The organism is Nocardia concava NBRC 100430, assembly GCF_000308815.1.
Classification (GTDB): Bacteria; Actinomycetota; Actinomycetes; order Mycobacteriales; family Mycobacteriaceae; genus Nocardia; species Nocardia concava.
In genome coordinates this window covers 18,630-35,943 of record NZ_BAFX01000102.1, presented here as the reverse complement: position 1 = coordinate 35,943, position 17,314 = coordinate 18,630, and the positions used below count along the sequence as shown (strand labels likewise).

Here is a 17,314-nt window from a genome sequence, read left to right as displayed (position 1 = left end):
TGGGCGCTCAGACGCCCGCGCCGCTCCGGTTCAGCCGCGATACCAGCATCACGCCACCGCCGACCAGGAACAGCGCGCCGAGTCCGATGCCGCCCCAGCCGGTCGTGGTGTTGTCCGACTTCTGCTCGCCGTAGTCGCGCACGGCGGTCGTCGACCCGTGCTTCGTCTCCCGGCATTGATCGCCGCTGTGCATGACCTGGCCACCGCAGGTGACGTCGGTCTTGTTGAGCTGGCTGATCCCCATGAAGATCAGAAAGATCCCGAGCACCACAGCCATCGCAGGCCGAACGATACGCATCGGCAAAGCCCCCCCATAAACTTTCATGTCTTTCGAATCGAGCGCGTAGAACCTAGCACAGTGGACGGAAGTCGGTGCGACACACGACACGACCGCTGTAAGCGGAGCGTCAACGCGGGCCTCTGGGACGCTAAGAAGGCGTAAAGGACCTCGAAGTTCGGCTTATCGGGCGCTTGACTCACTGCGGCGCGTCTCGGGACGTGCCAAGTAGAGAGAGGTTTCGAGAGATGTCCGTCGTGGTGTTCACCGTGCTGACGGTGGCGATCTTCGCCCTGTTCGGCTTGATCCAACGCGGGGTGGAACGGCTGTGACCCAGAACATTATCGGTCTGGTCCTGGCCATTGGCATCGCCGTGTATCTGGTTGCGGCGCTGCTGTATCCGGAGAGGTTCTGAGTGAGCACGACTACAGCGGGGATCCTGTTCGTGGTATCCCTGGTCATCGCGCTGGCCGTGGTGCATGTGCCCCTGGGCGACTACATGTACCGGGTGTACAGCGGCGAGAAGCATTCCAAGGCCGAGAAGGGCATCTACAAGCTGATCGGCGTGCAGCCGGGCGTGGAGATGACCTGGGCCGTCTACGCGCGCAGTGTGCTGGCCTTCTCGGCCATCAGTGTGCTGTTCCTGTTCTTCCTGCAGCTGGTTCAGGGCAAACTGCCGTGGCACCTGAACGATCCGGGCACCAAGATGACCGCGGATCTGGCGTGGAACACCGCCATCAGCTTCGTCACCAATACGAACTGGCAGAACTATGCCGGTGAGTCGACGATGGGTCACGTCGTGCAGGCCGTGGGCCTGGGCGTGCAGAACTTCGTCTCGGCGGCCGTCGGTATCGCGGTGGCGGTCGCGCTGGTGCGCGGCTTCGCCCGTCGGCACACCGGCGAACTCGGCAACTTCTGGGTGGATCTGGTGAGGGGAACCATCCGACTGCTGCTGCCGTTCGCGTTCATCTTCGCCATCGTGCTCGTCGCGGGCGGCGTGATCCAGAACCTGCATGTCTATGACCAGGTCGCCACGACCGTGGGCAACACCGGTTCGCAAACCCTGCCGGGCGGACTGGTCGCGTCCCAGGAGGTCATCAAGGAGCTGGGCACCAACGGTGGCGGCTTCTACAACGTGAACTCCTCGCACCCGTTCGAGAACCCGACCGCGTGGACGAACTGGATCGAGATCTTCCTGCTGCTGGTGATCAGCTTCTCGCTGCCGCGCACCTTCGGGCGCATGGTCGGCTCCAAGAAGCAGGGCTACGCCATCGCGGCGGTCATGAGCGTGCTGGCGATCCTCAGCGTCACCGTGATGAACATCTTCCAGCTGCAGCACCACGGCACCGTGCCGTCGGCGATCGGCGCGTCCATGGAGGGCGTGGAATCCCGCTTCGGCGTATCGAATTCGGCGACCTTCGCCACCGCGACCACGCTCACCTCGACCGGTGCGGTGGACTCGGCGCACGACTCGTACACCAGCCTCGGCGGCATGATGACCATGTTCAACATGCAGCTCGGTGAGGTCGCGCCCGGCGGTACCGGTTCGGGTCTGTACGGCATGCTGATCCTCGCGGTCATCACCGTGTTCATCGCGGGTTTGATGGTCGGGCGCACCCCGGAGTACCTGGGCAAGAAGATCACGCCCAAAGAGATCAAGCTCGCCGCGACGTACTTCCTGATCTCGCCGCTGATCGTGCTGGTCGGCACCGCCATCGCGATGGCACTGCCGGGCGAGCGCGCGAGCATGGCGAATACGGGACCGCACGGACTGTCGGAAGTGCTGTACGCCTTCACTTCCGCGGCCAACAACAACGGTTCGGCCTTCGCCGGTCTGAGCGGCAATACCGTCTGGTGGAACACCGCGCTCGGCCTGGCCATGGTGTTCGGCCGCTTCCTCCCCATGATCTTCGTGCTGGCACTGGCCGGCTCGCTGGCGGCGCAGGGGCACACCCCCGCCTCCGAGGGCACGTTGCCGACGCACCGGCCGCAGTTCGTCGGCATGGTCGCGGGCGTGACGCTCATTCTGGTGGCGCTCACCTTCCTGCCCATGCTGGCGCTCGGCCCGCTCGCTGAAGGAATCCACTCATGACCACTTCCACCCTCGATTCCGCGCACGACGCGAAACCCACTGCCCGCAAGGGTGTTTCGAGCGGGCTGTTCGACCCCAAGCAGCTGCTGAAGTCGCTGCCCGACGCGTTGAAGAAGCTGGATCCGCGCACCCTGTGGCGCAACCCGGTCATGCTGATCGTCGAGCTCGGCGCGGTCTGGACCACCATCCTGGCCATCGTCAAGCCGAGCTTCTTCGCCTGGGCGATCGTCGTATGGCTGTGGCTCACAGTGATTTTCGCCAACCTTGCGGAGGCCGTGGCCGAGGGCCGGGGCAAGGCGCAGGCGGACACGCTGCGAAAGGCCAAGACCGACACCATCGCTCGCCGTCTCGTGGACTGGTCCCCGGGCGCGCGGGTGGTCGAGGAGCAGGTCGCGGCTCCGGAACTGCAGCGCGGCGACTTCGTGGTCGTCGAGGCGGGCCAGGTCATTCCGGGTGACGGTGATGTCGTGGAAGGCATTGCATCGGTGGACGAATCGGCCATCACCGGTGAGTCCGCCCCCGTCATCCGCGAATCCGGCGGTGACCGCTCGGCCGTGACCGGCGGCACCACGGTGCTGTCCGACCGCATCGTCGTCAAGATCACCCAGGAGCCGGGCGGCTCGTTCATCGACAAGATGATCGCGCTCGTCGAGGGCGCCTCGCGGCAGAAGACGCCGAACGAGATCGCGCTGAACATCCTGCTGGCCTCGCTCACCATCATCTTCGTGTTCGCGGTGGCGACCCTGCAGCCGGTGGCCATCTTCGCCAAGGCCAACAACCCTGGCGTGCTGGACAATCTGGCCCTGGACGGCAACGGTGTCACCGGCATTGTGCTGGTCTCGCTGCTGGTGTGCCTGATCCCGACCACCATCGGCGCGCTGCTGTCGGCCATCGGCATCGCCGGTATGGACCGGCTGGTGCAGCGCAATGTGCTGGCCATGTCCGGTCGTGCCGTCGAGGCCGCGGGCGACGTGAACACGCTGCTGCTGGACAAGACCGGCACCATCACCCTGGGCAACCGCCAGGCCGCGGACTTCGTGCCGATGCCAGGCGTCACCTCCGACGAATTGGCCGATGCCGCACAGCTTTCCAGCCTCGCGGACGAGACGCCGGAGGGCCGCTCCATCGTGGTGTACGCCAAGACCGCGTACAACAAGCGCGAGCGCACCCCCGGCGAGCTCACCGGCGCGACCTGGGTGGAATTCACCGCCCAGACCCGCATGTCGGGTGTGGACCTGGCCGACGGGCATCAGCTGCGCAAGGGTGCGGCCAGCGCCGTCACCGAATGGGTGCGGTCCAACGGCGGCGAGGTCCCGAACGCGGTCGGCGAGACCGTGGACGGCATCTCCGCCTCCGGTGGCACGCCGCTGGTGGTCGCGGAGATCAAGAAGGGCACCGCCACGCTGCTCGGCGTCATCCATCTCAAGGATGTGGTGAAGCAGGGCATGCGGGAGCGCTTCGACGAGATGCGCCGCATGGGCATCCGCACCGTCATGATCACCGGCGACAATCCGTTGACCGCCAAGGCGATTGCCGACGAGGCGGGCGTGGACGACTTCCTGGCGGAGGCGACTCCCGAGGACAAGCTCGCGCTCATCAAGAAGGAGCAGGCCGGCGGGCGCATGGTCGCCATGACCGGTGACGGCACCAATGACGCGCCCGCGCTCGCGCAGGCCGATGTGGGTGTCGCCATGAACACCGGTACGTCCGCCGCCAAGGAAGCGGGCAATATGGTCGACCTGGATTCGGACCCGACCAAGCTGATCGAGATCGTCGAGATCGGCAAGCAGTTGCTGATCACGCGTGGCGCGCTGACCACGTTCTCGATCGCCAACGACATCGCCAAGTACTTCGCGATCATTCCCGCGTTGTTCGTGTCGATCTTCCCGGGCCTGGATCTGCTGAACGTGATGCGGCTGCACTCGCCGCAGTCGGCGATCCTGTCGGCGGTCATCTTCAACGCCCTGGTCATCGTGGCGCTGATCCCGCTGTCGCTGCGCGGCGTGAACTACCGGCCGTCCAGCGCGTCGAAACTGTTGAGCCGCAATCTGTATATCTACGGCCTCGGCGGCATCGTCGCGCCGTTCATCGGGATCAAGCTCATCGACCTTGTCATTCAATTCTTCCCGGGGATGTCCTAATGCGTATGTCAGCCTGGATTCGCCAGCATCTGGCGGCGCTGCGAGCGCTGCTGGTGCTCACGGCGATCACCGGAATCATCTATCCCGCAGCGGTTCTCGGGGTCTCGCAGTTGCCTGGTCTGAAGGACAAGGCGGACGGGTCGCTCATCAAGCAGGACGGCAAGGTCGTCGGGTCCAGCCTGATCGGTCAGGCGTTCACCGACGGCAAGGGCACGCCGCTGACCCAGTACTTCCAGACCCGGCCGTCCAACGCCGCCTGGAGTGGTGACGACGCGAGCCCGGACGGGTACAACGCGCTCAACTCCTCCTTCGGCAACATGGGTCCGGAGTCCACCGTGGACACCCTGGACCCCGAGAACCCGAAGAACGACAAGCTGAGCCTGCTCAGCACCGTCTGCGCGCGGAGCCTCGCGGTGGGCCGGCTCGAGGGTGTGGACGGCAGCCGTCCGTACTGCACCCCCGGCGGGGTGGGCGCGGTGCTCTCGGTCATGGGTCCGCGCGACTCGCACGGCCTGGTCACCCACCCGACCCAGGTGATCAGCGTCAACGAGGCGTGCTCGATCGATCCGAAGAACCCGACCAAGCCGTTCCTCGACGCCTACGAGGGCGTCAAGGTGGAGTGCGCCAAGCGCGGCGAGGACTACTCCGCCGGGCAGATCGTGCCCATCCGCGGCGACGCCTCGTCCGACACCCCGGTGCCGACCGACGCGGTGACCGCCTCGGCATCCGGCCTGGACCCGCAGATCTCCCCGGAGTACGCGGCCATCCAGGTGGCGCGAGTCGCCAAGGCGCGCAACGTCTCCGCCGACCAGATCAAGGCCGTCGTCGACGCCCACACCACCGGCCGGGCGCTCGGCTTCATGGGTGAGCGCACGGTCAACGTCGTCGAGCTGAACTACGACCTGGACAGCAAGTACCCGTCCAAGGGCTGATCCTCACGGCGTACAGGTCGTAGGGTTGGGCAGTTCCCGGCAGGGCGTGTTGCCGTACGAGCGCAACACGTCCTTGCCGGTGCCATCGGTCAGGAAGCGCAGAAAGGCCGCGGCCAGGGAATCGGCCGGGAATTCGCCGTTGCCGTAGGCGTATTCGACGCTCCAGAACGGGTAGGTGTGGTCGAGTACCTGCTCGCGGGCGGGCTTGCGGCCCTCGATGGTCATGGTCTTGACCCCGGAAGCCTTGGCGGTGTCGGAGTATTCGCTGTATCCGATCGAACCGGGCAGGTCCGCAATGGTTTTCAGCATGTCGTTGGTGACCGGCACCTCGCAGTAGGAGGGGCCGGGCGGGTTGGTGGCGGCGATGGTGCGGCAGCTCGTGGGGGTCGGCGCAGGGGGCTGATCGTCACCGAGCACATGGGTCCGGAAGGCTTCCCGGGTGCCGGAGCCCAGCGTCCGATTCACCACGCGCACAGGAAGATCCGGGCCGCCCACCAGGCGCCAGTTGTCGATCCGGCCCGCGTAGAGGTCGCGGATCTGCTGGGCGGTCAGATCGCGCACACCCACGCCCGGGTTCACGATCATGGTGAACAGTGACAGGGCGAGGGTGCGGGGGAGCAGGGTCGGGTAGCCGACGCCCTTGGGGCCGTCGGTGATGGCCAGCAGGCCCGGATCGTTCCTGCCCTCCTCGTCGAGTCGGGTCAAACCACGGTCGCTGCCGTCGAATTCGAATGCGAACTGCGCCGTGGAGCAGTGCTTGGTGTATTCGGCGGCCGCATCGCGGATCGCGGGAGCGAAGGCCGTGGATCCGACGAGGGTGAGCTTGCCGGACACGCAATCGGCCGACTGTTTCGGCCCGGTGTCGTCACTCAGGCTGACGGTGAACTGCACCGCGATAACCGCCACCAGAAACCCGATGAGCGCCAACAGCTTCGGTGAGGCGCCGACCTGACTGCGGGTCTCCGAAACCCGGCCGCTCTTGAGCTTCCCGCGCACCACGGGCGGCGGGTACTCACCCGCCCCGGCCGTTCGCTGCAGGATCGCCAGGATCTTGTAGTGATCGCCGCGATCCATCGGCACCTTGGGCAGATCGATGATCCCGACGCGGTGCTGGGCGTCCTCGCGGCTCCCGATTCCGGTGCCGGGCTTCAGATTGTCGCCCATCGCGTCATCGGAGAGCTCGGTGACCGCCATCCCGATCACCCGGCGATGCGGGAAGTGAATGTGCATCCCGACGTCGCCCTCGGGCGCGGCATAGTCGGTGCTGTCGACGTCGACGAGGCCGTTGTTCTCGATCCGCACCAGGACCACCGACAGGTCCTGCAATTCCGGTGCCGCCCCGTCCCCTTCGGGCCGCAACTGCGGCAGCACGCCCGGGAACACCGACTCGATCTCCCCGGTGACGGGCGTATCCATCTGTACCCGATACCCGAGCCGCTTGCGCCCCACCAACACGAATTCCCACACGAACGCCAGAATCGGCACCGCGATGCCGACGATGGCCAACACGATCTCCAGCGGAAACCCGTTCAACGCTCCCCCGAATTCTGTTGTCGTCCAGCCTTGCCGGTACAGGGTAGGGGCGTAAGGAATCGATAAAGAAGCCAGGGTGTGGCGAACAGGTGCCGTCAAGACCGCGGATCGGGTCCGGGCCGCGCCCTAGCGTCGAGTCCATGAACGACCGGGCGGATGAACTGTCCGCATTGCGCCGAGTGGTGAACCACCGTGGCGTAGTGGAACTCCTGGATCTCCTCGCCGAGCGACCCCACACCGTGCGCGAACTCCGCGCCGCCCTGGGCCTGCGCCGCCCCGGCGTATCCCGCGTGCTGCGCGTGGTCGCCGCCTACGGGCTGGTGACGGCCGAGGCAACCGGCAGCTGGGACGAGACGGCGGCGATCACCGGGCCGATCAGTCTGACCGGAAGCGGCTGGCGGACCGTCGAACTGCTGGCCAGCTTCGCGGTCTGGGAAGCCCTCTACGAGCGCTCGGAGCCCGACCGCTGATCATCGCCGGCCTGGCATGCCCCGGCCGGAATGATCATGGGGACCGGTATCGTCCGGGTCCATGCGCGGACATCCGAATCCGCGCGGAGGAGGATGGGCGTGGCGGTTTCCGGCACTGCGGCGGACAGCGCATCGGCGGCACCGGTTTCCGGTGGGCACAGCGGATCTCGGATCGCGCTGACGGTCGGGGCGCTGGGTGTGGTGTTCGGGGATATCGGCACCAGCCCGATCTACACATTGCAGACGGTGTTCAATCCCGATGACCCGCACCCGGTTCCGGTGAACCGCGACAATATCTTCGGCATCGTGTCGCTGGTGTTCTGGTCGGTCATGATCATCGTGACCGTCACCTACGTGCTGCTGGCCATGCGCGCCGACAATGACGGGGAGGGCGGCATCATGGCCCTCATCACCCTGCTGCGGCGGTGGACCATGCCGGGCGGGCAGCGGACCGCCATGATGCTGGCGGCGCTGGGCATCTTCGGTGCGGCATTGTTCCTGGGCGACAGCATGATCACGCCCGCCATGTCGGTGCTGTCGGCGGTCGAGGGGTTGAAGACGGTGTCGTCCGGGATGGACGATTTCATCGTTCCGATCACGGCGGTGATCATTCTGGTGCTGTTCCTGGTGCAGCGGCGGGGCACGGCCGCGGTCGGGCGGGTGTTCGGGCCGATCATGATCGTCTGGTTCCTGGTGATCGGCGCGTGCGGGATCACGGGCATCGGGAAGCATCCGGAGATTTTGAAGGCGCTGTCGCCGACCTATGCGCTCGGATTCATGTTCGGGCACTTCGGGATCGCGTTCTTCGCGCTGGCCGCGGTCGTGCTGGCGGTTACTGGTGCGGAGGCGCTGTATGCAGATATGGGGCATTTCGGGCGCAGTGCGATCACCCGCGCCTGGCTGTTTCTCGTGCTCCCCGCCTGCGTCCTGAGCTACATGGGCCAGGGCGCCCTGATCCTCGACGATCCTTCCAATCTCAGCGCGCCCTTCTTCCTGCTCACCCCGAGCTGGGGGCGGCTGCCCATGGTGCTGCTGGCCACCGCGGCGACCGTCATCGCATCCCAGGCGGTGATCACCGGTGCGTACTCGGTGGCCGCGCAGGCGGCGCAACTGGGATACCTACCGCGACTACGCATCGCGCACACCTCCGAATCCACCTTCGGCCAGATCTACGTGCCGTGGATCAACTGGCTGCTGCTGGTTTCGGTGCTGACCCTGGTATTCGCCTTCCGCAGTTCGGCGTCGCTCGCCTACGCCTTCGGTACCGCCGTAACCGGCACGATCACCATCACCACCCTGCTGTTCTTCTATGTCGCACGGGCGAAATGGCACACCCCGCTGTGGCTGATCGCACTCGGCGCGATCCCACTACTGATCGTGGACCTGCTCTTCTTCACCGCGAACCTGACCAAGCTCGTGCACGGCGCCTGGCTCCCCCTGCTGATCGCGCTCATCGCCTTCACCATCATGACCACCTGGCAGCGCGGCCGCGAGGTCGTCACCGCCGAACGGGAACAGCGAGAGGGCTCTCTGAGCGCCTTCGTCGACCGCCTGCGCAACGGCGGTTCGCCGGTCACGACCGTCCCCGGCACCGCCGTCTTCCTCAACCGCGGCAAGGAAACCGCCCCCCTGGCCATGCGCGCCAACGTCGAACACAACCACGTGCGCCACGCCCAGGTCGTCATCCTGACCATCCACACCGAGCCGATCCCGCGCGTGCCGGTGGCACAACGGATCTCACTCGACCACCTCGGCTACGCCGACGACGGCATCATCCACGTCACCGCCACCTACGGCTACATGGAGACCCCCGACGTCCCGGCCGCCCTGCGCCTGCTGGACCCCGCGGAAACCGAAGGCGCCCTGGACCTCGCCCGCGCCTCGTTCTTCCTCTCCAAGATCGAACTCCGCACCGGCGACGCTCCCACCATGGCCCGCTGGCGCAAACGTCTGTTCATAGCGACCTCCCACATCACCGCGGACGCCGCCGAATACTTCGCCCTCCCGCGCGACCGCACGGTCACCATGGGCTCCTGGATCGAGGTGTAGGCCGCTCAGGCGGCAGCCGACCGCCCACCCGAATGCTCGTGCCGCCCCGCCTGTTCGATCAACTCGATCAGATCGTCCATGGCGGCCAGCGACGAGAACTCATTGCGCGCAACCAAACCGGGAAATCGGTCGGAGCGGGCAATGAAACTGGCATCCGATGATGACCAGTCCACATGGAAAGACGACAGGCAGACATCCGTCCCGACAATGCCCATGATCCTTGCCTCTTCTGCCGGTATTTGAACGGACCTCGATTCAACCGCCGGCCGGGAACCCACCCGCCGTATTTAACGTATCCATTACCCCTGCCCCCACAGGATTTCCGATTCCTTTACATAGGACCGACGGGCAGGGCTCGGTTACTCGGCGCGGATCCACTGGAGGGCATTGACGAGGATGTGGTTGCCGACCGGCGTCGGCGGGGTTCGGAGCGTCAGATCGGTGGGCGAGACCTCGACCGTGCGGCGTTGTTCGGTGCCTATCCAGTTGGGGAACAGGCTCATTCGCAAGGTGTGGATGACGGTGTCGCCTTCGAGGCGGTATTCGCCGCTGTAGGCGATATAGGTCGAATACGCCTCGGCGCGTTCGCGATCGGTGCCCGCCAGGGCGACAGCGGTGGATAGGTTGGGGCGATCACCAGCGGCTATCTGGCCGCTCATCCACCCGTGGGCGGTGTAGATCACGACGCCCTGCGGTTTCTCGCCGAATGGTGTTGTGACCGCGCCCGTTTCGTCGGTCGCCGTCCATGCCGTCAACTGCCACCGGCCGACCAGGTCGTTGATCGTCATGAGATCGATGCTAGGCGCGGCGGCAGCGGGTTACCACCAGCCGAGGATGGGCTGGAGTTCGCGGCCCAGTTCGGGGGCGAGCGAGCGTGAATAGCTTGCGGTCAGGTGGTGTTCGTCGTGGTAGACGAGGATATTGCCCTCCACGACCGCGCAGATGTCGGGTTCGCAGACGGCGTTGTTGGGGTCGATGAGGTGCATGTTGGGGAAGGCTGCGGCGGGGGCGGCGGCCGGGTTCTCGGGGGAGAGGGCCTCGCTGCGCTTCAGTCCGCAGCTGAGGCGGTTGCCGCCGGAGGCGAGGCAGTCGATGGCGCGGTAGCGGATGCCGTTGCGGCGCAGCCAGGGAGTGTCGCGCAGGCCGATGATCTGGAGGCCCTTGTCGGACAGGGCCGACCAGACATCCACGTAGTCCTGCGGCGTCTCGTCGCCGCCATTGTCGCTGGGGCGGGTGGCGGTGGTGAAGACATAGTCGGGGTGTTCCACGCCGAGCCGGTCGATGACCTCGGCCGACCAGTCCCGGCAGTCCGGATTCTGCTGGCCCTTGTACACGGGATCCTCGGCGACGGTGAGCGGGCAACCCATCTTCAGGTAGACGACGACCCGGAAGTGGTACTGCTCGCCGAGGATCTGCAGCGCCGGAACCCAGTGCTCGGCATGGGAATTGCCGACCACCGCGAGGGTGCGGTGCGCATCGTGGTCGCCGTAGACGCAGGTGATGACCGCGCGGGTGTCGAAGTCGGAGATGCAGCCGTCGCGGGTGGGGTACGCGATATCGGCGGGCGCTTCCTCGGTGGTCGGCCGCATGGGCGCGCGCGGGACCAGGGCGTGGTCGGTGAGCGCCGCTGCGCCGGGGTACTTCGACGGATCCAGCTCGCCGACCGCGTGCGCCTTCGCGCCCATGCTCCACTGCCAGGCCAGCGTCGAACCCAGCAGCAGCACACCGACGGTCGACACCGCCACACCCGCGAGCAGGCGGGTGCGCGCCGGAGTGGCGGAGGGCTTGGAGCGCAGCCGCAGCGGTTCCTCGACCAGGTGATGGGTCAGATAGGCCAGCAGCAGGGAGACCACGATGATGCCCAGCCCGCCGATCGCCCCGGCTCGCCGCTGATGCGTTTCACCCAGGTAGAAAATGAGAATCGGCCAGTGCCAGAGGTACAGCGCGTAGGCGAAGCCACCGAGCTGCACGATCGGGAAGGAGGCCAGTCCGCGATTGATCAGCGGCTGATCGGCGGTGTCACGGCCCGCGCCCGCGAGAATCAGTGCGACGGTGGCCATTACGGGAATCAAGGCGGCGGGGCCGGGAAAGACCAGCACGCCGTTGACCATCCAGCCGCAGCACGCGATGGCCGCGATTCCGGTCCAGGCGAACGCTTCTCGCACCGGTTTGGGCAGGTTGATCAGGGGCGCGGCGATCGCCAGCAGCGCACCCGCGAGCGGTTCCCAGGCTCGCGCGAAGGTGTCGTAGTAGTTCCAGCCCTGCTGGGTCGAAACCCCTTCGGTGGCATAGCAGAACGAGGTGAGCGCCACGACGCCGAAGATCACCGCGAGGCTCGCCCGCAGCACACCGTGCTGTCCGAGTTGTCGCAGCACGGGGCGCTCCGCGGCCAGCTTCCACGCGCCCGCCTTGACCGCCCGCTGTAATACCCACGCCACCCCGGCGACCACCAGCAGCAGCGCCAGATACATCTGCCCCTGCACCGACATCGACCACAGGTGCTGCAGCGGGCTCACCGACGGATCGGCGGCCAGATAGTCCGACCAGGACAGCGCCAGATACCAGTTCTGGTAGTAGAACAGCGAAGCCAGCGTCTGCCCCGCGATATCGGACCATCGGGTGTGGGGTAGCAGCGTCACCGTCGCGATCACCACCGCCGCCAGCACCACGATCATGGCGGGCAGCAGCCGCCGCAGCGTGCGCCGCACGGTGGTCAGCACGCCCACCGGCCCGCCGTCGGCGCGGCGGATGAGCATGCCGGTGAAGAAGAATCCGGACAGCACCAGGAACACGTCCACGCCGCCGGACACCCGCCCGGCCCAGATGTGGAAGGCCACCACCAGGGCGATAGCTATGCCGCGCAGTCCGTCCAGATCCAGCCGGTAAGCGCCGGGGATCGCCGAGGCGGCCGGGGCGTCCTGACGGTCGCTGTCCGGTGCGGTCGGCTGATCGGTGCTGGATATGGACATGGCGGCTGCCATTGTCGGTCAGGCGTCCCGAAAATTACGAATCGCCACACAGAAGGTGTCCGTGTTGTGCCTTTTATGCCTGGTCAGGCGAATATGAAATAGCGCAGCCACAGATACGGAGCCGCCACCGCAATCGTGACCGCGGTCACCAGAATGCCCTTCCGGGTGAATTCCCAGAACGAGATCGGATGGTCCGAGCGCTTGGCGATGCCGAGCATCACCACGTTCGCGCTGGCCCCGACTGCTGTGAGGTTGCCACCGAAATCCGCGCCCAATGCCAGTGCCCACCACAGCGCGTCCGACTGGACCGGGTGGTCGATGTGATCGGCCAGCTCCGCCACCAGTGGGCTCATGGTCGCCACATACGGGATGTTGTCGATGACACCCGAAAGCACCGCCGACACGACGAGTATCAGCATGGTTGCCACGAGCGCGTTTCCGCCGGTGAGTTCGGTCGCGTATTTCGCCAATCGGCCGATCACACCGGTTTTCACCAGCGCCCCGATCATCACGAACAGACCGGCGAAGAACAGCAGCGTCTCCCATTCCACCGCGGACAGGTAATCGCGTTGCGGCAGACCGGAAATCAGCACCAGCGCACCCGCGCCGAGCAATGCCACCAGCGATGGTTCGAGGTGGAAAATCGGGTGGCCGAAGAATCCCGCGAAAACGGCCGCGAGCACAATTCCGCACTTGATCAACAGTTTTGGCTCGCGAATCGCCTCGCGCTCGTTCAGCTGCATGATGTCGGCGGCGCGCTCGGGATCGACCTCGAAGGACCCCTTGAACAGCCGCGGCAGCAGCAGCGTGAACACCGCCAGCTCGATCAGCACGATCGGGGTCAGGTTCAGGAAGAAGTCGTTGAACGACAGGCCCGCCTTGCTGCCGATGATGATGTTCGGCGGGTCGCCGATCAGGGTGGCCGCGCCGCCGATATTGGAGGCCAGCACCTCGGCGATGAGGAACGGCGTCGGCGAGATCTCCAGGCGCTCGCACACCAGCATGGTCACCGGGGCGATGAGCAGGACCGTGGTGACATTGTCGAGAAAGCCGGACGCGGTCGCGGTGATGAGGACCAGCAGGATCATGACCCGCAGCGCGGATCCCCGGGCCCGCTTGGCCGCCCAGATCGCGACGTATTCGAAGATGCCGGTCTGGCGCAGCACACCGACGATGATCATCATCCCGAACAGCAGGTAGATGACGTTCCAGTCGATGCCGGTCTCGTGCGAGTAGAAGACGTCGTCGGAGTCCATGATGCCGACGGCGACGACCGCGCCGCCGCCGGCCAGCGCGGCAATGGTCTTGTGCACGCGCTCGGAGGCGATGAGGATGTAGGCGATCGTGAAGACCGCGATGGCGATGGCGACGCTCATGGTCGCCGCCGCTGCGGCAAAATGGGGCACCGCCCCGGCGGGCTCAGTTCGCGAGCGCCACTTCCAACAGGCGCGAGGACGTGATCACGCCGAGGAGCGTGTCCCCGTCCTGCACCGCCACCAGCGGTGACTTGTACTTCGCCATGAGCGCCGCCACCTCGACGAAATTGTCGTCGGCCTTGGCGGAGGGAATCTTGGTGAGCCGCTCCGGAATCACGTCGCGAACCTTCTTCCCCCGCAACCGCTTCACCACCTGCCCGCACATGGTCTCGGTGAGCACCCCCGCCAGCGACGGATCGTCCTGCACGTACTTCGGCACGATGAACAACACCACCTGCGAGGCGGGCAGCACCGAATGCGGCTTTCCGTCCCCATCGGTCACCAGGATTCCCGGGAGCCGGTGGTCGGCCAGCAGTCTCGCCGCGTCGATCGCGTCGGAGTCCAAATCGATCACCGGATATTCCTCGGCCATCTGAGCGGCATGCATATGTGCAGGATACGACGGATCGCCGAGCGTTCACGGCAGCAGAATACGTCAAGATCGAAAACGAAGGCCGCATCGAAACTCCCAGGTCGGACCCTACGGCCCGAGGTTTCGGACCGGCCGACCAGACTTCCCGGCACACCTTCGGTACAGATTCCGTAAAAGAGTACCGGGAACCGGTTTACGAGTCGCCCCCGTGTGTCAGCTCGTACACCCGATAGGCCTCGCGGATGACCGGATAGGAGACATTGCGGACCTCGACGCCGCCTGGCGTGCGGCCGAATTCGCTGCCGCCGTGGGCGTGTCCGTGAACGGCCAGGGCCGCGCCGCCCGCGTCCACGGCGTCGGCCAGATCCTGGCAGCCCAGGCCCGGGTAGATCTTGGGCGGCTCGCCGACCAGGGTGTCCACGACGGGGGCGAAATGCATGAGGGCGATGCGCATGTCGCAGTCGAGGGCTTCCAGGGCGGCGCGCAGGCGGATGGCGTCGGCGGGGCCGCGGCGGAAGCGCTGGCGGTGCTCGACGCTGCCCTCGGCGGGATTGCCGGGGTGGCCGGGGAATCCGCCGCTGCCGCCCATGACGCCCGCGACGCCCAGTCGAATTCCGTTGACGGGCAGGGTGATCGAGGTGCCATCGAGCATGTGGACGCCGATATCGGTGAGCTGCACCGCGATTCGGTAGCCGAGCCGTCGGTCGTGGTCGTGATTGCCGAGGACGGCGATCACCGGCACGGGCAGGTCCGCGATCTCGGCGCACAGGGTGTCGGTGTCGCGCAGGGTGCCGCCATTGGTGAGATCGCCTGCCAGCAGCAGGACATCCGCGTGCTCGTCGAGGTCGAGCAGCGCGGGTCGGAAGCGCCCGCGCAGGCTCTCGCGCATGTGCAGATCGCCCACGGCGGCGATCCGCACCCGGCCGGTTCCGCCGTCGGCTGTCTCGTCCTCGGTCCGTCCGGTTTCGCCTGCGCTGCGGCTACCCATACCGTCAATCAGCCACAGGCCGCGCGGGCCTGTCAACGACATTCCCGCGCGCGGCCTCGGCGGCTAGGGCTCGAGCGGCTCCAGCCGCATCGGCACCCCGATCCGATTCCACAGGTTGATCTGCGCGGTCACCGCGACCAGTCCGGCGCGCTGGCCCTCGTCGAAGTGCTTCTCCACCCCGGCCCAGATCTCATCGCTCACCCCGTGCGGGCCGAGTTCGGTTGCGGCCTCGACGTATTCCAGGGCGGCCCGCTCGGCGTCGGTGAACAGCGCCGACTCCCGCCAGGCGTTGAGGTGCCACAGGCGGCGTTCGGTCTCACCCTCCTTGCGGGCCTCGGTGGAATGCATGTCGATGCAGAACAGGCAGCCGTTGATCTGGGAGACCCGGATCTTCACCAGCTCCCGCACGGTGGCGTCGAGCGGGCCGCGCCGGATGGCGGTCTCGGCGGCGATCCACGCCTGGTAGACCTCGGGGGCAACCTCGCTCAGGTTCATTCGCGACATGATGTCGTCCTCTCGTCCGGTTCGAATGCACCCCTTGGACGAGACAGCCGCCGCGGACGTGACGGCCTCGGGACTATGAGCCCGGTCACAGCTAGCGACCGGTCGCGTCTGGAGGGGGTGTTTGCCGTAAGAGCCGTGTTTGCCGTAATTGTGCGAAATGCCGCGAGGCGGACAATAATCCGCACGTGGGAACCGTTCTGCTGATCGCGCTGGGTGTCTTGTGCTTCGTCATGGGACCGGCATTGGCGCTGGTAATCGTGCTCGCCGTGCGTGGTTCGGCGCGCGGGGCAGCTGCCGCGCGACAGCCAGGGAAGCGTGATGCCGATCGGATACCCGTCAGCGGAGGTTACGGACAGCGCCGGTGATTCCGGCGCCGTCCGGGAACGCTACGGCCGCGTCAATGCGGCGTAGCGGGCGATGTGCTGATCGGTGGTGCCGAACTCGTACTGGACCGCGGTGAGCCGCTTGAAGAAATGCCCGATGGCCAGCTCCTCGGTCATGCCCATGGCACCGTGCAACTGCACCGACTCCTGGCCGATGCGGCGCGCGGCGCGGCCGATGGTGGCCTTGGCGGCCGAGGCGGCGCGGGCCCGCTCGGGCGCGGGGGCATCCAGCTTGAGCGTCACCAGATAGGTTGCGGCCACGGCCTGTTCGAGCTCGAGCAGCATATCGACCATGCGGTGCTGCAGCGCCTGGAAGCTGGCGATCGGGACGCCGAACTGCTGGCGCTGCTTGGTGTAGGCCACGGTGTCGGCGACCACCTTGCGCATGGCGCCGACCGTTTCCGCGCAGACCGCCGCGATGGCCTCGTCGACGGTGGCGGCGATGGCCGCGCCCGCCTGCGCGAGCAGCAGGGCATCGGCGGGGACACGCAGATTCTCGAAGGTGATATCGGCGGCCTGACGGTCGTCGATGGTGCGGTACGGCCGCGCGGTGAGACCGGCGGGCGGGTTGGCCGCGTCGAAATCCACCGCGAACAAAGCGATATCGCCGTCCACGGCCGCGGTCACCAGCAGGTGGGTGGCCAGCGGGGCGGAGGTGACGACGGTCTTCTCACCGGTGAGCAGCCAGTCCTCGCCGTCTTTCGTCGCGGTGGTCGTGACATTGGTGTAGTCGTAGCCGGATTGCGGTTCCAGCGCGGCGAATCCGGTGACCACCTCACCGGCGGCGATACCGGACAGCAGATCCTCGGCCCGCTTGCCGGTGCTGCGGCGCAGCAGGCCGCCGCCGACCACCACGGTGTCCACATACGGTTCCAGCACCAGAGCCGCGCCCAGCGCCTCGGCGATGACCATGGTCTCGACCGGGCCGCCCCCGATGCCGCCCACCGACTCCGGCAGGCTCGCCCCGAGAATCCCGACCTCCTCGGCCAATCCGCGCCAGATCTCCGGCTGCCAACCGGCCCCCGTGCGGGCCGCGGCCCGGCTGGGTTCGAGACGGTAACGCGCCGCGAGGAATTCGGTGACGGTGTCGCGGAGCAGCTCCTGCTCGGCGGTGAAAGAGAAGTCCAT

General features: G+C 66.6%; 17 protein-coding genes. 7 read left to right on the top strand and 10 right to left on the bottom strand.

Going from position 1 to position 17,314, the window contains the following annotated elements; all coding sequences use genetic code 11:
• Positions 1 to 7 precede the first annotated feature (7 nt).
• Positions 8 to 277: a hypothetical protein gene (locus tag ON43_RS24150; protein ID WP_157514161.1), complete on the bottom strand. Its 270-nt coding sequence runs from the start codon at positions 275 to 277 to the stop codon at positions 8 to 10.
• A 221-nt stretch (positions 278 to 498) separates the two neighbouring features.
• Between ON43_RS24150 and ON43_RS46360 the strand changes: the two genes are divergently transcribed.
• The 5 genes from ON43_RS46360 to ON43_RS24130 are packed head-to-tail and all read left to right on the top strand — an operon-like array spanning position 499 to position 5,442.
• Complete coding sequence (locus tag ON43_RS46360; protein ID WP_245568719.1) at positions 499 to 609, top strand: potassium-transporting ATPase; 111 nt, start codon at positions 499 to 501, stop codon at positions 607 to 609.
• Positions 606 to 692, top strand: coding sequence for a K(+)-transporting ATPase subunit F (kdpF, locus tag ON43_RS46855; RefSeq protein WP_157514163.1), 87 nt, complete (start codon positions 606 to 608; stop codon positions 690 to 692). The genes ON43_RS46360 and kdpF overlap by 4 nt, the downstream gene beginning before the upstream one ends.
• Positions 693 to 2,369, top strand: coding sequence for a potassium-transporting ATPase subunit KdpA (gene kdpA / locus ON43_RS24140; RefSeq protein WP_040811034.1), 1,677 nt, complete (start codon positions 693 to 695; stop codon positions 2,367 to 2,369).
• Complete coding sequence (kdpB, locus tag ON43_RS24135; protein ID WP_040811033.1) at positions 2,366 to 4,510, top strand: potassium-transporting ATPase subunit KdpB; 2,145 nt, start codon at positions 2,366 to 2,368, stop codon at positions 4,508 to 4,510. The genes kdpA and kdpB overlap by 4 nt, the downstream gene beginning before the upstream one ends.
• Entirely contained in the window at positions 4,510 to 5,442 is a 933-nt protein-coding gene (locus tag ON43_RS24130; RefSeq protein WP_040811032.1) for a potassium-transporting ATPase subunit C, read from the top strand. Before kdpB ends, ON43_RS24130 begins: the two co-directional genes overlap by 1 nt.
• Before the next feature lie 3 nt (positions 5,443 to 5,445).
• Here the strand turns inward: ON43_RS24130 and ON43_RS24125 are convergent, their stop codons facing one another.
• Positions 5,446 to 6,975 (bottom strand): substrate-binding domain-containing protein, encoded by a 1,530-nt coding sequence (locus ON43_RS24125; protein ID WP_040811031.1) that lies wholly within the window; start codon positions 6,973 to 6,975, stop codon positions 5,446 to 5,448.
• A gap of 140 nt (positions 6,976 to 7,115) precedes the next feature.
• Between ON43_RS24125 and ON43_RS24120 the strand changes: the two genes are divergently transcribed.
• A complete protein-coding gene (locus ON43_RS24120; RefSeq protein WP_051179074.1) occupies positions 7,116 to 7,445 on the top strand; it encodes a helix-turn-helix domain-containing protein in 330 nt (109 codons plus the stop codon).
• A 93-nt stretch (positions 7,446 to 7,538) separates the two neighbouring features.
• Positions 7,539 to 9,494, top strand: a complete 1,956-nt coding sequence (locus ON43_RS24115) for a potassium transporter Kup (RefSeq protein WP_083913673.1) — start codon at positions 7,539 to 7,541, stop codon at positions 9,492 to 9,494.
• 5 nt (positions 9,495 to 9,499) lie between these two features.
• Here ON43_RS24115 and ON43_RS24110 read toward each other — a convergent pair whose 3' ends face one another.
• From ON43_RS24110 to ON43_RS24075, 8 genes are all read right to left on the bottom strand, one after another.
• The gene (locus tag ON43_RS24110) at positions 9,500 to 9,709 is read right to left on the bottom strand and encodes a hypothetical protein (RefSeq protein WP_040811030.1); all 210 of its coding nucleotides are present in this window, start codon (positions 9,707 to 9,709) and stop codon (positions 9,500 to 9,502) included.
• A 144-nt stretch (positions 9,710 to 9,853) separates the two neighbouring features.
• Positions 9,854 to 10,282, bottom strand: a complete 429-nt coding sequence (locus ON43_RS24105) for a lipocalin-like domain-containing protein (protein WP_051179073.1) — start codon at positions 10,280 to 10,282, stop codon at positions 9,854 to 9,856.
• A 30-nt stretch (positions 10,283 to 10,312) separates the two neighbouring features.
• On the bottom strand, positions 10,313 to 12,463 hold the full coding sequence (locus ON43_RS24100; protein WP_051179071.1) for an acyltransferase family protein: 2,151 nt from the start codon (positions 12,461 to 12,463) through the stop codon (positions 10,313 to 10,315).
• 83 nt (positions 12,464 to 12,546) lie between these two features.
• Complete coding sequence (locus tag ON43_RS24095; RefSeq protein ID WP_040811029.1) at positions 12,547 to 13,839, bottom strand: ArsB/NhaD family transporter; 1,293 nt, start codon at positions 13,837 to 13,839, stop codon at positions 12,547 to 12,549.
• A gap of 43 nt (positions 13,840 to 13,882) precedes the next feature.
• Positions 13,883 to 14,326, bottom strand: coding sequence for a CBS domain-containing protein (locus ON43_RS24090; protein WP_040811028.1), 444 nt, complete (start codon positions 14,324 to 14,326; stop codon positions 13,883 to 13,885).
• Positions 14,327 to 14,504: 178 nt separating this feature from the next.
• On the bottom strand, positions 14,505 to 15,299 hold the full coding sequence (locus tag ON43_RS24085) for a metallophosphoesterase family protein (protein WP_083913677.1): 795 nt from the start codon (positions 15,297 to 15,299) through the stop codon (positions 14,505 to 14,507).
• A 63-nt stretch (positions 15,300 to 15,362) separates the two neighbouring features.
• Positions 15,363 to 15,803, bottom strand: a complete 441-nt coding sequence (locus ON43_RS24080; protein WP_245568718.1) for a carboxymuconolactone decarboxylase family protein — start codon at positions 15,801 to 15,803, stop codon at positions 15,363 to 15,365.
• A 386-nt stretch (positions 15,804 to 16,189) separates the two neighbouring features.
• Complete coding sequence (locus ON43_RS24075) at positions 16,190 to 17,314, bottom strand: acyl-CoA dehydrogenase family protein (RefSeq protein ID WP_040811026.1); 1,125 nt, start codon at positions 17,312 to 17,314, stop codon at positions 16,190 to 16,192.

Bases quoted from the DNA above. Each gene is read 5' to 3' on its own strand.
- ON43_RS24150 (WP_157514161.1), bottom strand. From the start codon at position 277: ATGGCTGTGGTGCTCGGGATCTTTCTGATCTTCATGGGGATCAGCCAG.
- kdpB (WP_040811033.1), top strand. From the start codon at position 2,366: ATGACCACTTCCACCCTCGATTCCGCGCACGACGCGAAACCCACTGCC.
- ON43_RS24130 (WP_040811032.1), top strand. From the start codon at position 4,510: ATGCGTATGTCAGCCTGGATTCGCCAGCATCTGGCGGCGCTGCGAGCG.
- ON43_RS24120 (WP_051179074.1), top strand. From the start codon at position 7,116: ATGAACGACCGGGCGGATGAACTGTCCGCATTGCGCCGAGTGGTGAAC.
- ON43_RS24115 (WP_083913673.1), top strand. From the start codon at position 7,539: ATGGGCGTGGCGGTTTCCGGCACTGCGGCGGACAGCGCATCGGCGGCA.
- ON43_RS24110 (WP_040811030.1), bottom strand. From the start codon at position 9,709: ATGGGCATTGTCGGGACGGATGTCTGCCTGTCGTCTTTCCATGTGGAC.
- ON43_RS24105 (WP_051179073.1), bottom strand. From the start codon at position 10,282: ATGACGATCAACGACCTGGTCGGCCGGTGGCAGTTGACGGCATGGACG.
- ON43_RS24100 (WP_051179071.1), bottom strand. From the start codon at position 12,463: ATGTCCATATCCAGCACCGATCAGCCGACCGCACCGGACAGCGACCGT.
- ON43_RS24095 (WP_040811029.1), bottom strand. From the start codon at position 13,839: ATGAGCGTCGCCATCGCCATCGCGGTCTTCACGATCGCCTACATCCTC.
- ON43_RS24090 (WP_040811028.1), bottom strand. From the start codon at position 14,326: ATGCATGCCGCTCAGATGGCCGAGGAATATCCGGTGATCGATTTGGAC.
- ON43_RS24085 (WP_083913677.1), bottom strand. From the start codon at position 15,299: ATGGGTAGCCGCAGCGCAGGCGAAACCGGACGGACCGAGGACGAGACA.
- ON43_RS24080 (WP_245568718.1), bottom strand. From the start codon at position 15,803: ATGTCGCGAATGAACCTGAGCGAGGTTGCCCCCGAGGTCTACCAGGCG.
- ON43_RS24075 (WP_040811026.1), bottom strand. From the start codon at position 17,314: ATGGACTTCTCTTTCACCGCCGAGCAGGAGCTGCTCCGCGACACCGTC.